At 49.6% G+C, this 22,901-nt stretch carries 26 protein-coding genes and 1 tRNA gene; 17 read left to right on the top strand and 10 right to left on the bottom strand.

The features are described 5' to 3' along the window. Positions 1-208: 208 nt before the first annotated feature. Positions 209-619, bottom strand: a complete 411-nt coding sequence (gene hiuH, locus ACLJRS_RS01500; protein ID WP_000833182.1) for a hydroxyisourate hydrolase — start codon at positions 617-619, stop codon at positions 209-211. 135 nt (positions 620-754) lie between these two features. Between hiuH and hprR the strand changes: the two genes are divergently transcribed. The 4 genes from hprR to ACLJRS_RS01480 all read left to right on the top strand — a co-directional run bounded on the left by hprR (position 755) and on the right by ACLJRS_RS01480 (position 4,653). Next, on the top strand, positions 755-1,435 hold the full coding sequence (gene hprR, locus ACLJRS_RS01495) for a response regulator transcription factor HprR (protein ID WP_000698208.1): 681 nt from the start codon (positions 755-757) through the stop codon (positions 1,433-1,435). After that, positions 1,428-2,792, top strand: coding sequence for a heavy metal sensor histidine kinase (locus ACLJRS_RS01490; RefSeq protein WP_000240041.1), 1,365 nt, complete (start codon positions 1,428-1,430; stop codon positions 2,790-2,792). The genes hprR and ACLJRS_RS01490 overlap by 8 nt, the downstream gene beginning before the upstream one ends. Positions 2,793-2,964: 172 nt before the next feature. Further along, positions 2,965-4,434: a C69 family dipeptidase gene (locus tag ACLJRS_RS01485; protein WP_000760224.1), complete on the top strand. Its 1,470-nt coding sequence runs from the start codon at positions 2,965-2,967 to the stop codon at positions 4,432-4,434. A gap of 108 nt (positions 4,435-4,542) precedes the next feature. Continuing rightward, positions 4,543-4,653 (top strand): hypothetical protein, encoded by a 111-nt coding sequence (locus ACLJRS_RS01480; RefSeq protein ID WP_000174813.1) that lies wholly within the window; start codon positions 4,543-4,545, stop codon positions 4,651-4,653. Here the strand turns inward: ACLJRS_RS01480 and ACLJRS_RS01475 are convergent, their stop codons facing one another. Beyond that, positions 4,654-4,824 (bottom strand): YlcI/YnfO family protein, encoded by a 171-nt coding sequence (locus ACLJRS_RS01475; RefSeq protein ID WP_001111006.1) that lies wholly within the window; start codon positions 4,822-4,824, stop codon positions 4,654-4,656. Positions 4,825-5,155: 331 nt separating this feature from the next. Here ACLJRS_RS01475 and sopB point away from each other — a divergent pair, with 331 nt between their 5' ends. Both sopB and sigE read left to right on the top strand, forming a co-directional pair. Further along, entirely contained in the window at positions 5,156-6,841 is a 1,686-nt protein-coding gene (sopB, locus tag ACLJRS_RS01470) for an SPI-1 type III secretion system effector inositol phosphate phosphatase SopB (RefSeq protein ID WP_001166962.1), read from the top strand. A gap of 16 nt (positions 6,842-6,857) precedes the next feature. Further along, on the top strand, positions 6,858-7,199 hold the full coding sequence (sigE, locus tag ACLJRS_RS01465; RefSeq protein ID WP_000444724.1) for a type III secretion system chaperone SigE: 342 nt from the start codon (positions 6,858-6,860) through the stop codon (positions 7,197-7,199). Positions 7,200-7,208: 9 nt separating this feature from the next. On the opposite strand, the gene ACLJRS_RS01460 is transcribed toward sigE, so the two are convergent. Next, entirely contained in the window at positions 7,209-7,529 is a 321-nt protein-coding gene (locus tag ACLJRS_RS01460; RefSeq protein WP_010989012.1) for a membrane protein, read from the bottom strand. Positions 7,530-7,746: 217 nt separating this feature from the next. On the opposite strand from ACLJRS_RS01460, the gene pipB reads away from it, so the two are divergent. Further along, entirely contained in the window at positions 7,747-8,622 is an 876-nt protein-coding gene (gene pipB / locus ACLJRS_RS01455; RefSeq protein ID WP_001123040.1) for an SPI-2 type III secretion system effector PipB, read from the top strand. A 221-nt stretch (positions 8,623-8,843) separates the two neighbouring features. Further along, entirely contained in the window at positions 8,844-9,524 is a 681-nt protein-coding gene (gene pipA / locus ACLJRS_RS01450; protein WP_369532146.1) for a type III secretion system effector protease PipA, read from the top strand. Positions 9,525-9,660: 136 nt separating this feature from the next. Here the strand turns inward: pipA and ACLJRS_RS01445 are convergent. Continuing rightward, positions 9,661-9,748 (bottom strand) — tRNA-Ser (locus ACLJRS_RS01445). Between the two features lie 394 nt (positions 9,749-10,142). On the opposite strand from ACLJRS_RS01445, the gene yccA reads away from it, so the two are divergent. Both yccA and tusE read left to right on the top strand, forming a co-directional pair. Continuing rightward, positions 10,143-10,802 carry an FtsH protease modulator YccA gene (yccA, locus tag ACLJRS_RS01440; protein ID WP_000374046.1) on the top strand — a complete coding sequence of 220 codons (660 nt, stop codon included), beginning with the start codon at positions 10,143-10,145 and terminating at the stop codon, positions 10,800-10,802. An 86-nt stretch (positions 10,803-10,888) separates the two neighbouring features. Then, a complete protein-coding gene (gene tusE, locus ACLJRS_RS01435) occupies positions 10,889-11,218 on the top strand; it encodes a sulfurtransferase TusE (RefSeq protein ID WP_000904446.1) in 330 nt (109 codons plus the stop codon). Here the strand turns inward: tusE and yccX are convergent. Genes yccX through ACLJRS_RS01420 form a run of 3 tightly spaced genes read right to left on the bottom strand, consistent with a single transcriptional unit; the run spans position 11,215 to position 12,898 of the window. After that, on the bottom strand, positions 11,215-11,496 hold the full coding sequence (gene yccX / locus ACLJRS_RS01430; protein WP_000072884.1) for an acylphosphatase: 282 nt from the start codon (positions 11,494-11,496) through the stop codon (positions 11,215-11,217). The genes tusE and yccX overlap by 4 nt on opposite strands. Before the next feature lie 48 nt (positions 11,497-11,544). Further along, positions 11,545-12,324 (bottom strand): AraC family transcriptional regulator, encoded by a 780-nt coding sequence (locus ACLJRS_RS01425; RefSeq protein ID WP_000548080.1) that lies wholly within the window; start codon positions 12,322-12,324, stop codon positions 11,545-11,547. 25 nt (positions 12,325-12,349) lie between these two features. After that, a complete protein-coding gene (locus ACLJRS_RS01420; protein WP_000859429.1) occupies positions 12,350-12,898 on the bottom strand; it encodes a YbhB/YbcL family Raf kinase inhibitor-like protein in 549 nt (182 codons plus the stop codon). A gap of 214 nt (positions 12,899-13,112) precedes the next feature. Between ACLJRS_RS01420 and rlmI the strand changes: the two genes are divergently transcribed. Together rlmI and hspQ are read left to right on the top strand one after the other, a co-directional pair. Then, positions 13,113-14,324 carry a 23S rRNA (cytosine(1962)-C(5))-methyltransferase RlmI gene (gene rlmI / locus ACLJRS_RS01415; RefSeq protein ID WP_000140482.1) on the top strand — a complete coding sequence of 404 codons (1,212 nt, stop codon included), beginning with the start codon at positions 13,113-13,115 and terminating at the stop codon, positions 14,322-14,324. Positions 14,325-14,381: 57 nt separating this feature from the next. Then, on the top strand, positions 14,382-14,699 hold the full coding sequence (gene hspQ, locus ACLJRS_RS01410; protein WP_000561983.1) for a heat shock protein HspQ: 318 nt from the start codon (positions 14,382-14,384) through the stop codon (positions 14,697-14,699). Between the two features lie 44 nt (positions 14,700-14,743). On the opposite strand, the gene ACLJRS_RS01405 is transcribed toward hspQ, so the two are convergent. Beyond that, positions 14,744-15,157 (bottom strand): CoA-binding protein, encoded by a 414-nt coding sequence (locus tag ACLJRS_RS01405; protein ID WP_001537782.1) that lies wholly within the window; start codon positions 15,155-15,157, stop codon positions 14,744-14,746. 173 nt (positions 15,158-15,330) lie between these two features. Here ACLJRS_RS01405 and ACLJRS_RS01400 point away from each other — a divergent pair, with 173 nt between their 5' ends. Then, a complete protein-coding gene (locus tag ACLJRS_RS01400; protein ID WP_000847732.1) occupies positions 15,331-15,993 on the top strand; it encodes a DUF2057 family protein in 663 nt (220 codons plus the stop codon). 94 nt (positions 15,994-16,087) lie between these two features. Continuing rightward, positions 16,088-16,546: a methylglyoxal synthase gene (gene mgsA, locus ACLJRS_RS01395; RefSeq protein WP_000424187.1), complete on the top strand. Its 459-nt coding sequence runs from the start codon at positions 16,088-16,090 to the stop codon at positions 16,544-16,546. A gap of 35 nt (positions 16,547-16,581) precedes the next feature. Here the strand turns inward: mgsA and helD are convergent, their stop codons facing one another. Next, positions 16,582-18,636, bottom strand: coding sequence for a DNA helicase IV (helD, locus tag ACLJRS_RS01390; RefSeq protein WP_000420513.1), 2,055 nt, complete (start codon positions 18,634-18,636; stop codon positions 16,582-16,584). A gap of 123 nt (positions 18,637-18,759) precedes the next feature. Between helD and ACLJRS_RS01385 the strand changes: the two genes are divergently transcribed. Both ACLJRS_RS01385 and yccS read left to right on the top strand, forming a co-directional pair. Then, positions 18,760-19,206 carry a YccF domain-containing protein gene (locus ACLJRS_RS01385; protein ID WP_001261222.1) on the top strand — a complete coding sequence of 149 codons (447 nt, stop codon included), beginning with the start codon at positions 18,760-18,762 and terminating at the stop codon, positions 19,204-19,206. Positions 19,207-19,224: 18 nt separating this feature from the next. Continuing rightward, positions 19,225-21,378 carry a YccS family putative transporter gene (yccS, locus tag ACLJRS_RS01380; RefSeq protein WP_000950876.1) on the top strand — a complete coding sequence of 718 codons (2,154 nt, stop codon included), beginning with the start codon at positions 19,225-19,227 and terminating at the stop codon, positions 21,376-21,378. Here the strand turns inward: yccS and ACLJRS_RS01375 are convergent. Then, on the bottom strand, positions 21,365-21,970 hold the full coding sequence (locus ACLJRS_RS01375) for a TfoX/Sxy family DNA transformation protein (RefSeq protein WP_286102065.1): 606 nt from the start codon (positions 21,968-21,970) through the stop codon (positions 21,365-21,367). The two genes, yccS and ACLJRS_RS01375, sit on opposite strands and share 14 nt — an antisense overlap. A 216-nt stretch (positions 21,971-22,186) precedes the next feature. Between ACLJRS_RS01375 and sulA the strand changes: the two genes are divergently transcribed. Further along, positions 22,187-22,696 carry an SOS-induced cell division inhibitor SulA gene (gene sulA, locus ACLJRS_RS01370; RefSeq protein WP_000288732.1) on the top strand — a complete coding sequence of 170 codons (510 nt, stop codon included), beginning with the start codon at positions 22,187-22,189 and terminating at the stop codon, positions 22,694-22,696. Positions 22,697-22,901: the final 205 nt, after the last annotated feature.

Genomic DNA, 22,901 nt, shown 5'->3' with positions numbered 1-22,901 from the left:
GCCTATCCCACCAGGCGTTATTGGCGCAGCCAGTTTGGACACGGACAGCGCGCAAAAACCGGAGCGTACACGTAGTACGTGAGGTTTGACTCGCTACGCTCGCCCTTCGGGCCGCCGCAAGCGGCGTTCAAAACGCTAACGCGTTTTGGCGAGCACTGCCCAGGACCAAAATGGCAAGTAAAATAACCCTAATGGGATAGGCTCTAAATTAGCTCCCGCGATAGGTTGAATAACCATACTGACTTAATAACAGCGGCACATGATAGTGCTCATTCGTTTTGCTGATATGAAACTCGACGGGAATCTCCGGGAAAAACGTATCCAGTTTTTTACTTTCAAAATACTGGCCGGTTTTAAAAATAACGCGATAATCCCCCGGCGCGGCAGCTTTTTCGGGCCACAGTGCTTTAATACGTCCATCCTGGTCGGTATGCCCGGTGTTTAATTGCGTCCATCCGTTATCCTTTTTCTGCTCCAGTACCACCTCCACGCCGGGCGCCGGTTTGCCTGTTTGCTGATCGAGAATATGTACGCTGAGAATATTGTTGCCAGCGGCCAGCGCCATTGCCGGGGCTGCAACAAGAGACGCTATCGCGGTAGCCAGTATATATCGTTTCATGCTTCACTCCTTTACGGTATTGATGCAGGAAAATATATCTGGCGCGTCCAGGATTAACCTTACACGGACATGACAATTATGTCATCTTGTTGGAGATTTACGGATTCGCTACCAAGCCTATGGCATACTGCGTTGATGAAGATTTTATTGATTGAAGATAACCAGAAAACCATTGAGTGGGTACGTCAGGGACTCACGGAAGCAGGCTATGTGGTTGATTATGCCTGTGATGGACGAGACGGATTACACCTCGCCCTTCAGGAACATTATTCATTGATTATTCTTGATATTATGCTGCCGGGGCTTGATGGATGGCAGGTTTTACGCGCGTTACGCACTGCGCATCAGTCCCCTGTTATTTGCCTGACGGCGCGCGACTCGGTTGAGGATCGCGTCAAAGGTCTTGAGGCGGGCGCTAATGATTACCTTGTTAAGCCTTTTTCCTTCGCCGAACTGCTGGCCCGGGTGAGAGCTCAACTCAGACAGCATGTCCCGGTCTTTACCCGACTGACGATTAATGGTCTGGACATGGATGCCACAAAGCAATCGGTGTCACGAAATGGCAAACCGATTTCCCTGACCCGCAAAGAATTCCTGCTCCTCTGGTTACTGGCGTCCCGGGCAGGAGAAATCGTGCCCCGAACCGCGATTGCCAGCGAAGTTTGGGGAATTAACTTTGATAGTGAAACCAACACCGTTGATGTCGCGATTCGTCGGCTGCGCGCCAAAGTAGACGATCCATTTGAAAATAAGCTCATTATGACCGTCCGGGGGATGGGTTATCGATTACAGGCGGAAGCGTCGCAGAATGGTTAAGTTATCAATGACGCTGCGCCTGACAATTTCTTTTATCGCCATCCTTATCCTCGCCTGTACCGGCATTAGCTGGACGCTCTATAACGCGCTGAGCAAAGAATTAACGTATCGGGATGATATGACGCTAATAAATCGGGCGGCGCAAATGCAGCAACTGTTACTGGATGGCGCCAGGCCGGAAAATCTGCCGCTCTATTTCAATCGGATGGTGGATACGAAGCAGGATATCTTATTGATTCATTCAGCAACAGGCCACAATGTTGCGATTAATCATAGCGGCATCCCCGACCAACGCTTTAACGAGATTCCACTGGCTAAAAACATCACCCGCGAAACCTTATTTCGCCAGGCGGTACAAGGCACGGAACTGACCGCGGTACGCGTAAGCGCCAGAAGCGGCGATGACCCGCTGACCCTTACTATTGCCAGGCTGGCGACGGAAAGGCGGCAAATGCTGGCGCAATATCGCCGCAACAGTTTGCTGATGAGCCTTATCGCGATCCTCGTCTGTTCGGCGCTCAGTCCATTAGTCATCAGAAACGGGCTGCGGGCCATTACGTCGCTCAGCCGACTCACCGCGGCGACAGATAGCGGCACACTTCGCCAGCCGTTGGCGGAACAGGCGTTACCCGTTGAGCTCAGGCCGCTTGGACAAGCGCTAAATACCATGCGCCAGAAGCTTTCCGACGATTTTGAACGCCTGAACCAATTTGCCGACGATCTGGCGCATGAGCTGCGCACGCCGGTTAATATTTTACTGGGGAAAAACCAGGTGATGCTGAGTCAGGAACGCAGCGCCGAAGAGTATCAACAAGCCCTTGTCGATAATATTGAAGAGCTGGAGGGACTGTCGCGACTGACAGAAAATATTCTCTTTCTGGCACGCGCGGAGCACCAGAATATAGCGGTAAAAAAACAGCCTGTTTCGCTCAATGCGCTGGTCGAAAATATGCTGGATTATCTTAGCCCCCTTGCCGAGGAGAAGCGCATCTGTTTTATAAATCAATGTCAGGGAACGGTATGGGCTGACGAAATATTATTACAAAGAGTGCTCTCAAACCTGCTGACGAATGCCATCCGTTATTCTGATGAAAACGCCGTGATACGTATTGAAAGCGCTTATGATGATAACGTTGCAGAAATTCGGGTCGCTAATCCGGGCAGCCACCCCGCCGATGCGGATAAGCTTTTCCGGCGTTTTTGGCGAGGAGATAATGCCCGCCACACTGCCGGTTTCGGCCTGGGGTTATCGTTAGTTAACGCGATTGCTCTATTACACGGTGGTTCGGCATCTTACCGCTATGCCGATGAACATAATATCTTTTCGGTTCGTCTGCCCGATAGCGGTGATAGCTAAGGTCAGTACAGGTTCTGTTCCCCTTCCCTGCCACAGGGCTGTGGTTATCAATACAACCTCAATAAAGAGAAAATAAAGGATGCCGGCAAAGAATATTGCTGGCTCGATCACTTTCTCGGTTTCCAATCCAGGGTCAATTCATCCCATAACGCGTTATTCAGTGGGAACCTTTATGAAAAAGTATCTTGCATTCGCCGTTACGCTGCTGGGTATGGGTAAAGTCATCGCCTGTACTACCCTTTTGGTAGGCAATCAGGCTTCGGCTGACGGCTCCTTCATTATCGCGCGCAACGAAGATGGCTCGGCAAATAACGCCAAGCATAAGGTTATTCATCCCATCGCGTTTCATCAACAAGGCGAGTATAAAGCACATCGGAACAATTTTAGCTGGCCGCTTCCGGAGACAGCGATGCGCTATACGGCGATTCATGACTTTGATACTAACGATAACGCCATGGGTGAAGCCGGTTTCAATTCGGCGGGCGTCGGAATGAGCGCAACGGAAACCATTTATAACGGCAGAGCGGCGCTGGCTGCCGATCCTTACGTGACAAAAACGGGAATCACGGAAGACGCCATTGAGTCCGCGATCCTGCCAGTGGCGCAATCGGCGCGTCAGGGCGCCAAATTACTGGGAGACATTATTGAACAAAAAGGCGCGGGCGAAGGTTTCGGCGTCGCGTTTATTGATAGCAAAGAGATATGGTATCTGGAGACGGGAAGCGGTCATCAATGGCTGGCAGTACGACTTCCGGCAGATAGCTATTTCGTTTCCGCCAATCAGGGACGTTTACGCCATTACGATCCGAATGATAACGCGAATTATATGGCGTCACCAACGTTAGTAAGCTTTGCGAAAAAGCAGGGATTATATGATCCGGCCCGCGGCGAATTCGACTTCCATCAAGCCTATTCGCAGGATAACAAAAACGATACCACCTATAATTATCCGCGCGTCTGGACGCTACAACACCAGTTTAATCCGCATCTGGATACGGCCGTTAGCGAAGGGGAAACATTTCCTGTTTTTTTAACGCCAATAACAAAAATTAGCGTGGCGGCAGTAAAAAACGCGTTACGAAATCACTATCAGGGAACGTCGCACGACCCTTATGCCAGTCATAATCCACAAGAACCATGGCGACCCATATCCGTTTTTCGTACCCAGGAGTCGCATATTTTACAGGTCAGACCGAAATTACCGCAGGCTATCGGCAACGTAGAATACATCGCCTATGGAATGCCATCTCTTAGTGTCTATCTCCCCTATTATCAGGGGATGCGTCATTATCAACCCGGAGATGATAAAGGAACCGATCGGGCGAGCAACGACTCTACCTACTGGACATTCCGCACGCTGCAAACGCTGGTTATGCAGGACTACAATGCGTTTGCGCCAGATGTGCAACACGCCTGGAAAACATTTGAACAGCAAACAGCTAAGCAGCAGTATAAGATGGAGCAGAGCTATCTGAGATTATATGCGTCGCATCCGAAAGAAGCGCAACGCTTACTGCAAAATTTTGAAGATAAAACGATGCAAAATGCGCAGACGCTCGCCCGTCGCCTGACCAATAATATTATTACGACAATGACTTACCGTACAGATATGAAATATCACTTTTCAAGTACGCAACCATAAATTTAATGACAATCTATTAGCCACTCATACACAATAAGATAAAGCGGTACCAGAATTAGCCAGATATAAAAGACAATAATTATTATGGATTCATAGAGAGGATAGTTTATGACACTCCAGGCAAATATCAGCAGAGAGACAAAAGCGGCAAAAACCCAGGAGGTATATAAGCACGTTGTTCTTTTCAAAATGGCCGCCCCCTCTTACATAAGACGATAACTACAGCTTATGTCCCGTGTTACATAACTTTTCCCGACAGGCCTCTTTTACCCATGCTGAAAAATTCCGCGTCTTTTCAGATTTCAACGCGAATTCTATCTGTTCAAGCATGGAATAGGAAAAACGAATATTCTTCGTCACGGTCTTACTTGTCCGGGGCTTTGCTGGCATACACACACCTGTATAACATTTGATGTAACGCCGTTACTTTACGCAGGAGTAAATCGGTGAATTTGATCTGAGTCAAGAAGGTGGGTTTTCAATAAAAGTTGTGCCATAAATTGTGAAGTTTGTAGATTTTATGAACATTTGATGTACCGATCTCCCCCATGATCGCCACTACGTATGGACGTCAGGATGCCTCCCCGCCTGATCAGAAGCGTTTCCTCATTAAAAAGGACATTTTTTTAAAGTTCCTGGTGCATAAAAGTCACATCATTTTAAAGGGTTGTTAACCCTGTTGAATGTTCCCACTCCCCTATTCAGGAATATTAAAAACGCTATGCAAATACAGAGCTTCTATCACTCAGCTTCACTAAAAACCCAGGAGGCTTTTAAAAGCCTACAAAAAACCTTATACAACGGAATGCAGATTCTCTCAGGCCAGGGCAAAGCACCGGCTAAAGCGTCCGACGTTCGCCCGGAAATTATTGTCCTGCGAGAACCCGGCGCGACATGGGGGAATTATCTACAGCATCAGAAGGCGTCTAACCACTCGCTGCATAACCTCTATAACTTACAGCGCGATCTTCTTACCGTCGCGGCAACCGTTCTGGGTAAACAAGACCCGGTTCTAACGTCAATGGCAAACCAAATGGAGTTAGCCAAAGTTAAAGCGGACCGGCCAGCAACAAAACAAGAAGAAGCCGCGGCAAAAGCATTGAAGAAAAATCTTATCGAACTTATTGCAGCACGCACTCAGCAGCAGGATGGCTTACCTGCAAAAGAAGCTCATCGCTTTGCGGCAGTAGCGTTTAGAGATGCTCAGGTCAAGCAGCTTAATAACCAGCCCTGGCAAACCATAAAAAATACACTCACGCATAACGGGCATCACTATACCAACACGCAGCTCCCTGCAGCAGAGATGAAAATCGGCGCAAAAGATATCTTTCCCAGTGCTTATGAGGGAAAGGGCGTATGCAGTTGGGATACCAAGAATATTCATCACGCCAATAATTTGTGGATGTCCACGGTGAGTGTGCATGAGGACGGTAAAGATAAAACGCTTTTTTGCGGGATACGTCATGGCGTGCTTTCCCCCTATCATGAAAAAGATCCGCTTCTGCGTCACGTCGGCGCTGAAAACAAAGCCAAAGAAGTATTAACTGCGGCACTTTTTAGTAAACCTGAGTTGCTTAACAAAGCCTTAGCGGGCGAGGCGGTAAGCCTGAAACTGGTATCCGTCGGGTTACTCACCGCGTCGAATATTTTCGGCAAAGAGGGAACGATGGTCGAGGACCAAATGCGCGCATGGCAATCGTTGACCCAGCCGGGAAAAATGATTCATTTAAAAATCCGCAATAAAGATGGCGATCTACAGACGGTAAAAATAAAACCGGACGTCGCCGCATTTAATGTGGGTGTTAATGAGCTGGCGCTCAAGCTCGGCTTTGGCCTTAAGGCATCGGATAGCTATAATGCCGAGGCGCTACATCAGTTATTAGGCAATGATTTACGCCCTGAAGCCAGACCAGGTGGCTGGGTTGGCGAATGGCTGGCGCAATACCCGGATAATTATGAGGTCGTCAATACATTAGCGCGCCAGATTAAGGATATATGGAAAAATAACCAACATCATAAAGATGGCGGCGAACCCTATAAACTCGCACAACGCCTTGCCATGTTAGCCCATGAAATTGACGCGGTACCCGCCTGGAATTGTAAAAGCGGCAAAGATCGTACAGGGATGATGGATTCAGAAATCAAGCGAGAGATCATTTCCTTACATCAGACCCATATGTTAAGTGCGCCTGGTAGTCTTCCGGATAGCGGTGGACAGAAAATTTTCCAAAAAGTATTACTGAATAGCGGTAACCTGGAGATTCAGAAACAAAATACGGGCGGGGCGGGAAACAAAGTAATGAAAAATTTATCGCCAGAGGTGCTCAATCTTTCCTATCAAAAACGAGTTGGGGATGAAAATATTTGGCAGTCAGTAAAAGGCATTTCTTCATTAATCACATCTTGAGTCTTGAGGTAACTATATGGAAAGTCTATTAAATCGTTTATATGACGCGTTAGGCCTGGATGCGCCAGAAGATGAGCCACTGCTTATCATTGATGATGGGATACAGGTTTATTTTAATGAATCCGATCATACACTGGAAATGTGCTGTCCCTTTATGCCATTGCCTGACGACATCCTGACTTTGCAGCATTTTTTACGTCTGAACTACACCAGCGCCGTCACTATCGGCGCTGACGCAGACAATACTGCTTTAGTGGCGCTTTATCGCTTGCCGCAAACCAGTACCGAAGAAGAGGCGCTCACTGGTTTTGAATTATTCATTTCAAACGTGAAGCAATTGAAAGAGCATTATGCATAATTTAATACGTCAACATACTTTCTTAATGAGATAAAACGCGATACGTATGCCCTTTACAAGAGACAAGACCAGAATCTTTGGTGGAAATGTAAGGGGCAAACGTTCATCTCTCTCATTTTGCTCTGTTTGCGGGAGCATTTTTAGTGTGTAAGTATTCCTGCTCATCAGGTTTTTACGCCATCTACGCGCATTTATTCTGGTATAAGTTGAAATACTGCAAAAAATATTAGTGCTTATTATTTTTTCTTTAAGTAAATTTTCGCTCAACAAACTTAATTGTTTATTCAATGATGATGAAGCGTAAGCTATGCTGGAAATGAAGGAAGTCAATAGCAAGGATAATCTTATTATTCACGGGTGATATTACTTCTGCTTCACCGTTATGGCAGATATCATCGCCTCTTGTCAGATGCCAGACACCTACTCATACTCAACCAAAGCTCTAAATACAAAAATCACCTTATATCTTTTTTTATTATTCCTTGTATAAATGTGACTTGACTCACACCTATAAGGAGTCGGCTCACTTCCATAAGAAGGAATCAAAATGCCAATAACTAACGCGTCCCCAGAAAATATATTAAGATATTTGCATGCGGCCGGTACCGGTACGAAAGAAGCAATGAAAAGTGCAACTTCACCACGCGGTATACTGGAATGGTTTGTCAATTTTTTTACCTGTGGTGGAGTAAGAAGAAGCAATGAAAGATGCTTTCGGGAGGTAATTGGAAAACTGACCACATCATTATTATATGTAAATAAAAATGCTTTCTTCGATGGTAATAAAATATTTCTGGAGGATGTCAACGGGTGTACTATATGTCTGTCATGTGGAGCAGCATCCGAAAATACGGATCCCATGGTCATTATTGAAGTGAACAAAAATGGAAAAACTGTAACGGATAAAGTTGATAGTGAGAGATTTTGGAATGTATGTCGAATGTTAAAACTGATGAGTAAACATAATATACAACAGCCTGATTCACTTATAACCGAGGATGGTTTTCTGAACCTGCGCGGAGTAAACCTGGCTCATAAAGATTTCCAGGGGGAAGATTTGTCAAAAATAGATGCTTCTAATGCAGATTTCCGTGAAACAACTCTTTCTAATGTAAATTTAGTCGGTGCAAATTTGTGTTGTGCAAATCTACACGCTGTAAATCTAATGGGTTCAAACATGACTAAAGCAAACCTGACTCACGCAGACCTGACTTGCGCTAACATGTCCGGTGTAAACTTAACCGCTGCAATTCTATTCGGCTCAGACTTAACTGACACCAAACTAAATGGTGCGAAATTAGATAAGATAGCTCTAACTTTAGCGAAAGCATTAACAGGAGCCGATCTGACAGGTAGTCAACATACCCCTACTCCACTCCCGGATTACAATGATAGAACTCTTTTCCCCCATCCGATATTTTAGTCGAGATAAAGGGATTTTATAAACAAGAAGTATTCAAACAGAGGCCCCCTTGTTTTATTAAATAAACCCCGCCCCTAAGTTTCATTATAAATAACATTTTCAGCGTATTACTTGTTGGCTTTGTCTGAATCATAGCGTTATCTGTATGTGGCACATTAACTAAAAACACTATTATTGTTTAATTTAAATAATTCATAATTGTAGTCAGGAAATAAGAAGTTATGCTTCCGGTCACCTACAGATTAATACCTCAAAGCGGAGTATCCACATATGGATTAAATACCGCAGATACACCTGTTTTCCCCGATATTCCCGAACATGCACCAAACCCCTCACGGCTACGCCTTGCTCATGACAGCCTTGCCATAAACAGTGAATTCCGTCTGGAGCCAGAGTGTGTGGTGGAGTACCTTATCTCAGGCGCGGGTGGAATAGACCCTGATACAGAAATTGATGACGACACTTATGACGAATGCTACGATGAACTATCCTCCGTACTTCAAAATGCGTATACCCAAAGCGAAACATTCCGCAGACTGATGAATTACGCATATGAAAAAGAACTACATGATGTGGAGCAGCGCTGGCTACTGGGGGCAGGCGAAGCCTTTGAAACTACCGTGGCTCAGGAACACTTCAAACTTTCAGAAGGCAGGAAAGTTATTTGTCTCAATCTGGACGATTCTGATGATTCATATACCGAACATTATGAAAGTAACGAAGGAAGACAACTTTTTGACACAAAACGTTCATTTATTCATGAAGTTGTACATGCACTGCCCCATCTTCAGGATAAAGAAGAAAATCATCCAAGAGGCCCTGTTGTCGAATATACCAACATTATTCTGAAAGAGATGGGGCATCCTTCACCTCCCAGAATGGTCTACATCTTCAATAAATAGACACATCAGGAAACGAAAAGAAACTAAAAACCCACGTAGTCCGTTTTTTCGGGAAATGTTCTAGCAGTATTTTCTAACTATATTCTAAGCGCCCAAAAAACAAAGGGGTTACCTTTCGGTAACCCCTTGTTTAATCTGGCGGAAGCGCAGAGATTCGAACTCTGGAACCCTTTCGGGTCGCCGGTTTTCAAGACCGGTGCCTTCAACCGCTCGGCCACACTTCCGGAATGAGGCGCACTATAAACATCCCGGTGCGTCATGTAAAGACCGAATGTGTTCGTTTGCGTGAAAAACAGGCAAATTTTCGTTAATTGCCTGAAATAGCGGCACATTGACCATTTCTTCAACACAAAAACTGGCTTAATACGTGTTGATCGTCCCCACTGTTTTACCGCTGTGATTATCAATTTTTTATCGGTAACGCGTGGTTGGCGCTGCCGCCTGTTTTATGGCGTAGCGCCAGGCATGAGCAGACCGTTTTAACGACGGTAATCACCTGAAATCTCTTAAGGAAACTAAACGTAAACGAATGCGTAAAGATGGGTAAAACCACTGGGTGACAGTGACTGTTTTTATTATTCTCCTTTATTAATTACATCTGTCATAAGAGAGTGACTAATGGATCGTATCATTACATCATCGCGTGATCGTAGCTCGCTACTGAGTACGCACAAAGTACTGCGCAACACCTATTTTCTGTTGAGCCTGACGCTGGCTTTCTCCGCAATTACCGCGACAGCCAGTACGGTACTGATGCTGCCCTCCCCCGGCCTGATTCTGACGCTGGTCGGTATGTATGGGCTGATGTTCCTGACCTATAAAACCGCCAATAAGCCGGTCGGTATCCTGTCTGCTTTTGCGTTTACCGGCTTCCTCGGCTATATCCTGGGCCCGATTCTTAACGCCTATCTGTCAGCAGGCATGGGCGATGTCATTGGCCTGGCGCTGGGTGGTACCGCGTTAGTATTTTTCTGCTGCTCCGCTTACGTTCTGACCACCCGTAAGGATATGTCTTTCCTGGGCGGTATGTTAATGGCCGGGATCGTCGTCGTGCTGATTGGTATGGTGGCGAATATTTTCCTGCAACTGCCTGCATTGCACCTGGCGATTAGCGCGGTGTTTATCCTGATTTCCTCGGGCGCTATCCTGTATGAAACCAGTAACATCATTCACGGCGGTGAAACCAACTATATTCGTGCGACCGTCAGTCTGTACGTTTCGCTGTACAACATCTTTGTCAGCCTGCTCAGCATTCTGGGCTTCGCCAGCCGCGACTAATCGACATTCCCCTCTTCCAGCCCTGCTTATGCAGGGCTTTATTTTTTGCTACACTGCCGTCCGTGTTGATTACGCAGTGAAACGTTATGTTGATCTTTGAAGGTAAAGAAATCAGTACTGATAGCGAAGGCTATCTGAAAGAGACGACGCAGTGGAGTGAAGCGCTGGCAGTCGCTATCGCCGCCAATGAAGGCATTGAGCTCTCTGCGGAACACTGGGAAGTCGTGCGCTTCGTGCGCGAATTTTACCTGGAGTTTAATACCTCTCCCGCCATCCGAATGCTGGTAAAAGCGATGGCGAATAAGTTCGGCGAAGAAAAAGGCAATAGCCGCTATCTGTATCGTCTGTTCCCGAAAGGCCCGGCAAAGCAAGCGACCAAAATCGCCGGTCTGCCCAAACCGGTAAAGTGTATTTAATACCGAATACTGAAGCCTGTTAGCGTCTCGCGAGGGCTGTGCGGTTCAGTGAGGATTTTGTCCACACGAGCAGAGCGCGGTCCGCCTTCTTTCAGCCACTTGATGAGCTTTTCCACCTGCGCCGCGTCGCCACAGGCCACCACTTCTACGCTTCCGTCATCCATATTCTTCGCATAGCCGGTTAACCCCAGTCGCTGCGCCTCATGCTGCGTGGTATAACGAAATCCGACGCCCTGAACGCGACCATAAACCCAGGCGATAATGCAGACGTTCGACATGATGGTTCTCCTTTCATAATCAACGGTGAAGACGCATACAGGACATACTTAACGTACCTGACTGGGCAGACACCCATAATGTTGGCGGAATCTGGCCGTAAATCGCGACCCCGACAGGTAGCCGCACCGTAGCGCTATTTCGCCGATCGGCAGCGTCGTCGATTGCAGTTGAGAAAGCGCGCAGGACATGCGTACCTCTTCAATAATTTGCCGATAACTCTGCGATTCGCGCTGCAAACGCCGACGCAGCGTCGATGTTCCCATAGCAAGACGGCGGGCTATCTCCTGGGCTGTCCATAGCTTAGCAGGTGAGAGCATAATCAGTTGCCGCACCTGCTCCGTGAGGGTGTAACGCCGTTCAATAAGCAGCGGTCCCGCCGCGCCATCATGCAAAAGCGCTAACAGTAACCCCATCGCCTGATGTTCCTGTAGCCCGACAGGTAAGCCCTGGCGCACAGCATCCAACACGTTCTCCCACATAAATGTCAGGCTACGGCTCATCGGGGTACACAGCGATGTCAGGTTTGCCGGTGGATAATCCTGAACGTACATCGTTTTAAAGCGAGCAATAATCTCCGGTGAAAGTAACAACAGGTCGGAGCGAAAACCGTTCTGCGCAGGCTGATTAATAATCTCCAGCGGCGTGTTCGCCGGGATAATAATCAACTCGCCCGGCCCGGCGACAAGGCGGCTATCATCCTGAATGATGACTTTACTGCCCTGCGTAATATGGCAGATAGCGGCGGAAAAAAGCGTAACACGATGCAAACGGTGCAGATGACTGGAACGCACCTCTGCCGTCGTAAGATCCTGATGTCGAATATGCATCTCCTGCACCGTGCCGTCCTCTGTTTTATCTTCCGTATGTGGCCGTGAATTGTGCTTTCGCAATCGCATGCGCGTTCAGCATAAACCCTACCAACGCGCCACTCGACTCACTGTCGAGTGGCAGTGTTGCCGTATTCAGCGCCCACACAGTAAACTGATAGCGATGAGGCTTATCGCCCGGCGGCGGACAGGCGCCGCCAAAGCCAGCATAACCGAAATCATTCCGTCCCTGCACCACTCCAGCGGGTAACGTTTTTTTATCAGCCCCCGTCGGCAGGTCGTGAATCTGCGCAGGAATATTCACCATCGTCCAGTGCCACCAGCCGCTTCCGGTGGGCGCATCAGGATCGAAGACGGTAATAGCGTAGCTTTTGGTTCCGGCAGGCGAATTGCGCCAGCTCAGCTGCGGCGAAATATTTTCTCCGCTACAACCAAATCCTTTAAAGACGTGCTGTTGCGTTAAACGAAAATCCGCCGGAATATCCGCGCTACTGAGGCTAAACGCCGACGCGGCAGATACGCTGCCACTTAATGCCATCATTGCGGCTGCGGTCAAAGAGAAGACTGTTTTCATTGTATTTCCTTCTTCATATAAAGAAATAACACTATAAAAAGCGCCCGCTGAAGAAACTGTGCCTTTACGATTCTATTTTGTGCAGAAACGCTCACCACCATACGCTGGTGATTGCCCCTCTTATCTGTGCTACCCTACGCGCCATTTCGTTTTCACGGTCCCTGGCTGGAACTATCATCCGGCTCGCGTCACTGTTTGTGAGAGGTTACTCCGCATGACTGAATCTACATTTCCGCAATATCCCCGTTTAGTCCTCAGCAAAGGGCGAGAAAAATCTTTACTCCGCCGCCACCCATGGGTCTTTTCCGGCGCCGTCTCCCGCCTGGAAGGCAAAGCCAACCTCGGTGAAACTATCGATATCGTCGACCATCAGGGAAAGTGGTTAGCACGCGGCGCCTGGTCGCCAGCCTCCCAGATCCGCGCGCGCGTCTGGACATTTGATAAAGCAGAATCCATTGATATTGCGTTTTTCACCCGCCGCCTGCGCCAGGCGCAGCAGTGGCGCGACTGGCTGGCGAAAAAAGACGGCCTGGATAGCTATCGTCTGATCGCCGGTGAGTCCGATGGCCTGCCTGGCGTCACTATCGATCGTTTTGGTCATTTTTTGGTGCTGCAACTGCTCAGCGCCGGGGCCGAATATCAACGCGCCGCATTAATTAGCGCTCTGCAAACATGCTATCCGGATTGCGCTATTTACGATCGCAGCGACGTCGCCGTGCGGAAAAAAGAAGGGATGGCGCTGACGCAAGGTCCGGTCACTGGCGAACTGCCGCCTGCGCTTCTGCCAATTGAAGAACACGGTATGAAATTACTGGTCGATATCCAGGGCGGCCACAAAACCGGTTATTATCTTGATCAGCGCGACAGTCGTCTGGCGACGCGCCGCTACGTGGAAAATCAGCGGGTACTGAACTGCTTCTCTTATACCGGCGGTTTTGCCGTGTCGGCGTTAATGGGCGGTTGTCGCCAGGTTGTCAGCGTGGATACCTCACAGGATGCGCTGGATATCGCCAGGCAAAACGTTGAACTGAACCAACTGGACTTGAGCAAAGCCGAATTCGTGCGCGACGACGTGTTTAAGTTGCTGCGCGCTTACCGTGAACGCGGCGAAAAATTCGACGTCATCATCATGGACCCGCCCAAATTCGTCGAAAATAAAAGCCAGTTAATGGGCGCCTGCCGGGGCTATAAAGACATTAACATGTTAGCGATTCAACTGCTCAATCCGGGCGGCATACTGCTGACATTCTCTTGCTCCGGACTGATGACCAGCGATTTATTTCAGAAAATCATTGCCGATGCCGCAATAGATGCCGGTCGTGATGTACAATTTATAGAGCAGTTCCGTCAGGCCGCCGATCACCCGGTGATCGCCACCTACCCGGAAGGGCTGTATCTGAAAGGGTTTGCCTGTCGCGTCATGTAACTTGAAAAGTGGAATAGTATCCTCATATAAAGGGTATCTATTTCCCGGGAGGTGACTATGATAGCCAGCAAATTCGGTATCGGCCAACAGGTCCGCCATTCCCTGTTAGGTTACCTCGGAGTGGTCGTCGATATCGACCCGGAATATTCGCTTGATGAACCGTCGCCTGATGAACTGGCGGTTAACGACGAACTTCGCGCCGCTCCGTGGTACCACGTGGTAATGGAAGATGATGATGGTCAGCCAGTGCATACTTATCTGGCCGAGGCCCAGTTGCGAAGCGAAATGCGGGACGAGCATCCAGAACAGCCATCGATGGATGAACTGGCGCGTACCATTCGCAAGCAGCTTCAGGCGCCGCGACTACGTAACTGATTGTATGTAAAAGGCCGGAGAGCGATATCCGGCCATTTAAACTTTTATTTCGCCAGCCCCAGGCGAGGGATCTCAATCGCCGGGCAGCGATCCATCACCACGGTCATGCCTGCATCCCGCGCCAGTACCGCCGCCTGTTCGTTAATCACGCCAAGCTGTAGCCACAGCGTTTTTGCGCCGATGGCGATAGCTTCCTGCGCGACGCCCCATGCAGCTTCAGAGTTGCGAAAAACATCCACCATATCGACTTTTTCGGGAATATCCGCCAGCGTGGCATACCCCTGTTGCCCCAGCAATGTCTTACCCGCGACTTTTGGCGCAACCGGAATCACATGGTAGCCCTGTTCAAGCAGGTATTTCATTACCCGATAACTTGGACGATCGGGTTTATCGCTCGCACCTACCAGCGCGATAGTGCGAGTGGACGTCAAAACATCAGCAATATCGGTCTCTTTCATCATCTTTCTCCTGGCTGTTTTGCAAAGTGTACGACAAACCTGACATAGCAACCATTCATCCCATACCGATGTATGAGAGCAAAACGCCAAAATATGTCTATATGTTAGTAAACATGATCTAAGAAAAATTTCGATACATTATTAGCCAGACGGCCTTTGGACAGGAGAACCTTATGAAAACCGGCGCGCTAACCACCTTCCTTGCTCTCTGTTTGCCGGTGACTGTTTTTGCCACAACGCTCCGTTTGTCTAATGAGGTTGATCTGCTGGTGCTGGACGGCAAAAAGGTGTCCAGCTCTTTATTACGCGGCGCAGAGAGCATTGAACTGGAAAACGGGCCGCATCAACTCGTTTTCCGGGTGGAAAAAACCATCCGCCTGCCCGGTAATGAAGAGCGGCTTTATATTTCTCCGCCGCTGGTGATAAGTTTCGATACCCAACTGATAAGTCAGGTCAATTTCCAGCTCCCGCGGCTGGAAAACGAGCGCGAAGCCTCGCATTTTAACGCGGCGCCGCGTCTGGCGCTTTTGGACGGCGACGCCATGCCCATTCCGGTAAAACTCGATATTCTGGCCATTACTTCTACGGCTAAAGTGGTCGATTATGAAATAGAGACCGAGCGTTATAATAAATCGGCGAAACGCGCCTCGCTTCCTCAGTTCGCCACGATGATGGCAGACGACAGCACATTACTTTCCGACGTCTCAGAGCTTGATACCGTACCGCCGCAATCACAAACTCTGACAGAACAGCGGCTGAAATATTGGTTCCGACTGGCCGACCCGCAGACACGCCATCATTTTCTGCAATGGGCGGAAAAACAGCCGCCCTCTTGATATGAGTTGTCCCAGCGCGCAATTTTTTTCTCTTTCTCTTGCAGCATCAAGCGCTTCCAGTAATCTGTAGACAGGTTAACTACGGAATCGAATTATGGAACTGACGACTCGCACCTTGCCGACGCGCAAACATATCGCGTTGGTTGCTCACGACCACTGCAAACAGATGTTAATGAACTGGGTGGAACGCCATCAGCCGTTGCTGGAAAAACACGTTCTTTATGCAACCGGCACCACGGGGAATCTGATCCAGCGCGCAACCGGTATGGACGTTAATGCGATGCTGAGCGGCCCGATGGGCGGCGACCAGCAGGTTGGCGCACTCATTTCAGAAGGGAAAATCGACGTGTTGATTTTCTTCTGGGACCCGCTTAACGCGGTACCGCACGACCCCGATGTCAAAGCGCTACTGCGTCTGGCCACCGTATGGAATATCCCTGTCGCCACTAACGTCTCAACGGCGGACTTTATCATCCAGTCCCCGCATTTTAATGACGCTGTAGATATTCTTATTCCGGATTATGCGCGTTATCTGGCCGAGCGCCTGAAATAACCGCTACGCGGGCGGGATGCTGTACCGCCCGCGCTTTAGGGCTTCCTCGCCACCGGCACATCCAGCTGTTTAAGCGCCTCCACAAAGCGCGAGGGATTATCTTTATTAAAAAGCAGCCAGACCCGCGCACGCGCGCGCGTCAACGCCACATATAACAAACGCCGCTCTTCAGCGTCCGGAAAATCCTCAACCTGAGGAAGAAGCGCACTTTCCATAATGGATTCTCGCGCCGGGGCGGGGAAACCGTCGTTACCCTCCTGCAATCCGACAAGAATCACGTAATCGGCCTGTTGGCCTTTGCTGGCATGGATAGTCATGAAGTCTATCTGTAACTTCGGCCAGCGAGTCGCCGCTTTTTGTAGACTCGCGGGTTTCAGATGGTGATAGCGCGCCAGCACCAGGATACGTTCATCTTCCTTCGCATAGCCGGATAATTTATCCAGTAACGCGTCCAACTGGCTTTCATCCAATAACGTCACCGCTTTTTTATCGCCTGGGGTCAGACTATTTAACGGTTTTTTAAGCTGGTGCGGATTCTGCTGTACAAAGCGATTGGCAATATCGCCAATCCGACTGTTAAAGCGGTACGTGGTGTCCAGGTGGCAATGCTCGCCCTCGCCGAACGTCTGATGAAACGCCGTCGTTAAGGAGAGCTGCGCCCCGCTAAAACGGTAAATCGCCTGCCAGTCATCGCCAACGGCAAACAGCGTAGTCTGGCTATTCTGCTTGCGTAGCGCCTCTAACAGCGCCGCCCGTTGCGGGGAAATATCCTGAAATTCATCGACCAGAATATGCTTCCACGGGCTAATAAAACGCCCTTTTTCGAGGATCACCATTGCCTGATGGATCAGCCCGGAGAAATCAACGGCATTTTCCGCTTTCAATGCGCTTTTCCAGGCCTTCAGCAGCGGCGCCATCAACTTAATGCGTTTGCCAAACAGCTCGCGGCACTCCTCTGGCGCGCCAGCGATCATTTCTGCCTGCGCGCCGCCGTGCATACGCATCAAACTGACCCAACGATCCAGGCGAGGGGCCAGACGCCGCTGCAATGTCTCATCGTCCCAGAAATTACCTTCCGGCACCGCCCACTGCATCTCCTCTTCCAGCCACTGACGCCAGCCTTTGGCCTGCGCTTTTTTCTCGCTACACTGCTGATGCCAGGTGTGCAGAAATAGCTGATGCCGCGCGGTGGCGTCACTTTCCAGCTTACTGACAACCGGCGCTTTTTTACTGCCTTGCTGAATAATATACAGCGCCAGCGAATGGAACGTACGGGCAGTAATCTCTTCCGTATGTAAGCGCTCGCGGATACGCTCATCCATCTCTTCTGCCGCCTTGCGACCAAACGCCAGTAAAAGAATTTGCCCCGCATCGGCTTGTCCGCGCGCCAACAGCCAACCCGCGCGCGCCACCAGCACCGAGGTCTTGCCGCTTCCCGCACCCGCCAGTACCAGTAACGATGATTCGCCGTTAACCACCGCCCTGGCCTGGGAAGGATTAAGCGGAGAAGATTCTATCTGCGTAAAAAAGTCGGCATGCGCTTCCAGCATGGCATCAGCATACGCCTGATTATGCTGCTGCCGACTTCCCTCGCTATCCTGTAACCATGCCAGACACTTACGCCATATCTCGCGACAGTGAGCAAACTCCTCCAGACGTGAGACCGGCAGCGGTAAGGCGGCAAACGTCTGGCGAATTTCGTGTTCCAGCCCCCGAACGCGTTCACGGGTAAGCCATTGGTTTTCGCCCGTTCGCTCACTAATACGCGCCCATTGCTCCTGTAATGCCTGCGCGGCGACATCACTCATCTCCTGGCTCCAGCGACGCCAGTGCGCGTCCAGATAGCGATGGAATTGCTGGGTTTCCGACCACTCGGTACCGTGCAAACGCACGACTTTATCCTCGGGGAGGACAAACTCCAGCTCGCCCCATACCAGCCCACGCTTACAGTGAATCGCCAATAACTGATTGAATGGAATAAGATATTCATGCCTGTCGCCAGACACTTTCACCCCAGCGTTGAGGATCACGGCACGATCATACGGGTGTTGCGCCAGACGTTTTCCAAGAGAAGTTGCTTTCAGTTCCATGACTCAGCGAATCCAGACGTAAAGATGTGCTTATCAGTGTAACCGCCAGAGAAAACGTGCTCCAGTCTAAAAAAACGTTACAATTGCCCGCAGTGATAGAAAACCGGAATGAACTGAGGGTTTATGCGTACCGTTCTGAATATTTTAAACTTTGTACTGGGCGGCTTTGCCACTACGCTGGCCTGGCTGCTGGCGACGCTGGTCAGTATTGTGCTTATTTTTACCCTGCCGTTGACCCGCTCCTGCTGGGAGATAACCAAACTGTCCCTGTTCCCTTACGGTAATGAAGCCATTCACGTTGACGAACTTAATCCGGCGGCGAAAAGCGTATTAATGAATACTGGCGGTACCTTGCTGAATATTTTCTGGTTACTTTTTTTCGGCTGGTGGCTATGCCTGATGCACATTGCCTCCGGTATCGCTCAGTGTGTCACTATCATCGGGATACCTGTCGGTATTGCGAACTTTAAAATTGCCGCGATTGCGCTTTGGCCTGTCGGTCGCCGCGTCGTCTCTGTAGAAACCGCTCGCGCCGCGCGAGAAGCTAACGCGCGCCGCCGTTTTGAATGATCGGGACAAATAGCCTTTATGTTAAGTCCGTTGATTCGCCGTTATACCTGGAACAGTACCTGGCTGTATTACATCCGCATTTTTATCGCTCTGTGCGGCACCACCGCCCTGCCCTGGTGGCTGGGCGACGTCAAACTGACCATCCCGCTCACGCTCGGTATGGTTGCCGCGGCGCTAACCGATCTCGACGATCGCCTTGCCGGACGCTTGCGTAATTTAATCATTACCTTAATTTGCTTTTTTATCGCGTCGGCTTCTGTGGAGCTGCTCTTTCCCTGGCCGTGGCTATTTGCGTTGGGCTTAACGTTATCCACCAGCGGGTTTATTCTGTTGGGAGGACTGGGGCAACGCTATGCCACCATCGCGTTCGGCGCGTTACTCATTGCCATCTATACGATGCTGGGTACCTCTCTATACGATCACTGGTATCAGCAACCACTGCTCCTGCTGGCAGGCGCAGTATGGTATAACCTACTGACGCTAACCGGGCATCTGCTATTTCCGATCCGTCCGTTGCAGGATAATCTGGCACGCAGTTACGAACAGTTAGCGCACTATCTGGAACTGAAATCACGTCTGTTTGATCCTGATATTGAAGATGAAAGCCAGGCGCCGCTCTATGATTTAGCGTTAGCGAACGGGCAGTTAATGGCGACGCTGAACCAAACGAAAGTGTCGTTATTGAGTCGCCTGCGCGGCGATCGCGGTCAACGCGGTACGCGCCGCACCCTCCATTACTATTTTGTGGCACAGGATATTCATGAACGCGCCAGTTCTTCGCATATTCAATACCAGACGCTGCGCGATTATTTTCGCCATAGCGACGTCATGTTCCGCTTTCAGCGTCTGATGTCGATGCAGGCGCAGGCCTGTACGCAGCTGGCGCGCTGTATCTTACTGCGTACGCCGTACCAGCATGATCCGCGTTTTGAACGCGTCTTTACCCACATTGACGCCGCGCTTGAACGTATGCGCGCCAGCGGCGCTTCTTTAGAGCTGCTGAATACGCTTGGATTCTTATTAACCAACCTACGCGCCATTGATGCGCAACTGGCGACGATCGAGTCGGAGCAGGCCCAGGCAATGCCGCGCAATGAGTCAGAAAACCAGTTGGCTGATGATAGCCTACACGGGTTTAGCGACATCTGGCTGCGTCTGAGCCGTAATTTTACCCCGGAGTCCGCTCTCTTTCGCCATGCGGTACGCATGTCGCTGGTATTGTGCATCGGTTATGCTCTCATCCAAATTACCGGGATGCGCCACGGGTACTGGATATTGCTCACCAGCCTGTTTGTTTGCCAGCCTAACTATAACGCGACCCGCCATCGCCTTGCGCTCAGGATTATCGGCACGTTGGTAGGCGTTGCTATCGGCCTGCCGATTTTATGGTTTGTTCCTTCGCTTGAAGGACAGTTAGTTCTGCTGGTGATTACCGGCGTGCTTTTCTTCGCATTCCGTAATGTGCAGTATGCCCATGCAACGATGTTCATCACCCTGCTGGTATTACTCTGCTTTAACCTCCTGGGCGAAGGCTTTGAGGTAGCGTTACCGCGCGTCGTCGACACGTTAATTGGCTGCGCTATCGCCTGGGCTGCGGTCAGCTTTATTTGGCCGGACTGGCGCTTTCGCAACCTTCCCCGGGTACTCCAGCGCGCCACCGATGCTAATTGCCGCTACCTTGATGCGATCCTTGAGCAATATCACCAGGGACGGGATAACCGCCTGGCCTATCGCATTGCCAGACGCGACGCGCACAACCGCGATGCAGAACTGGCATCCGTGGTTTCTAATATGTCGAGCGAACCCGACGTCACGGCTGAAACCCGGGAGGCGGCGTTCAGGCTGCTTTGCCTCAATCACACTTTTACCAGCTATATCTCCGCCCTCGGCGCGCACCGCGAAAAGCTCAGTAATCCGGACGTGTTGGGGCTTCTGGATGACGCGGTCTGCTACGTTGATGATGCGCTTCATCATCAACCTGAAGACGAACAGCGCGTACACCAGGCGCTGGAGGGTTTAAAGCAGCGAGTTCAGTCACTGGAAACACGTCCGGACAGCAAAGAACCTCTGGTTGTTCAACAAATTGGTTTGCTCATTGCCTTACTGCCCGAGATTGGACGCTTGCAACGGCAAATTTCACCGCCGACTTCTACATTAATTACCCAGCCGTAAGCGAATGAGCCCAGTCGGCAAGCTCCTGGCGACGACTCGCCGGGAGCGCCGCTTCATGTACGCCGACAATTGCGCCTTCCAGGGCATACAAAACTTTCACCGTCAGCAAGGGATTGCTTTGTCGCAACCTTAGCCAGCACATTTTCGCGCCCAGTATGCGTAACATATTTTCGTCCTTTATCCCTGACTCATTGAGCAATGTTTCCAGATGGAAGGTCATATTGGGGAGATCTTTGAGTCTGTGCTGTAAAATACGGCTGTGTTTTTCCTTCATTGCCGCGTCAAGAGAATACTTCGATAAACGCACCAGCTGCTGCTGATCGCGCCACAGGCTTTCATCCACCCGGTAATAGTTGAGCATAACGGGACGTCCACACTTCATAAACATGAGCCAGGCGGGAGGATGCTTCACACAGTAGGGTACGCTTTCTTCACAGGCGCGGAGATAAAGCTCGCCATTAGCCACCATCGCAAAGACGGTATCCTCCACGGTCAGACTATAGCTACCGAATAAAGATCGATACTGGATCGTCCCCAAAGAGGCCAAATATTCTTGCGATTTATAGATCCTGCCATAAGAGAGTGCTCTCATAAAATTCCTTTTAAATCATAAAGTAAAAGAATGATTTGCAGTAACGGATCCGTTAATGACGAAAATAGGCAACTTATACTCCGCGAGCAAGATGATTTTTATTTTTGACGCCACTAAGAATAAAAATTGCGAGACAGTTTCCGAAAATAGAGTTGATCTTTCATCGCCACAGGGGTACTGTATGAATATACAGTAACTCACAGGGCTGGATTGATTATGTACACTTCAGGTTATGCAAATCGTTCTTCGTCATTTCCTACCACTACCCACAACGCTGCGCGCACCGCTACGGAAAATGCCGCGGCAGGACTGGTCAGTGAAGTTGTCTACCACGAAGACCAGCCCATGATGGCGCAACTCCTGCTTTTGCCTTTACTCCGTCAATTAGGCCAACAATCACGCTGGCAACTCTGGCTCACGCCGCAGCAAAAGCTCAGCCGTGAATGGGTACAGTCTTCAGGTTTGCCATTAACGAAAGTGATGCAAATTAGCCAGCTTGCGCCTCGTCATACGCTGGAGTCGATGATCCGCGCTTTGCGTACAGGAAATTACAGCGTGGTAATTGGTTGGATGACTGAAGAACTGACAGAAGAAGAACATGCCAGCCTGGTTGAAGCAGCGAAGGTAGGTAATGCGGTAGGGTTTATCATGCGCCCTGTACGTGCGCACGCTTTACCCAGGAGACAGCATTCCGGGCTAAAAATTCACTCTAATTTGTATCATTAAGTAAAATTAGGATTTATCCTGGACTTTTTTTTACGCGAACGTATCTCCTTTGAGTGCTAACGTTTTTTTTGCGAGAACGCTTGCCAGAAGCGGTTTCCGCAATTTTTGCTGTACGATTTATCATCTGAAACTGTTAAATGATGTGTATATCCGTCATGTTTTTTTCACATGTCTGACGGAGTTCACACTTGTAAGTTTCCAACTA

Origin of the sequence: Salmonella sp. SAL00670 (assembly GCF_046552235.1) — a bacterium.
GTDB classification, from domain to species: domain Bacteria; phylum Pseudomonadota; class Gammaproteobacteria; order Enterobacterales; family Enterobacteriaceae; genus Salmonella; species Salmonella enterica.
The sequence above is the reverse complement of the archived record's forward strand: the minus strand, read 5'-3'. Positions and strand labels throughout refer to the sequence as shown.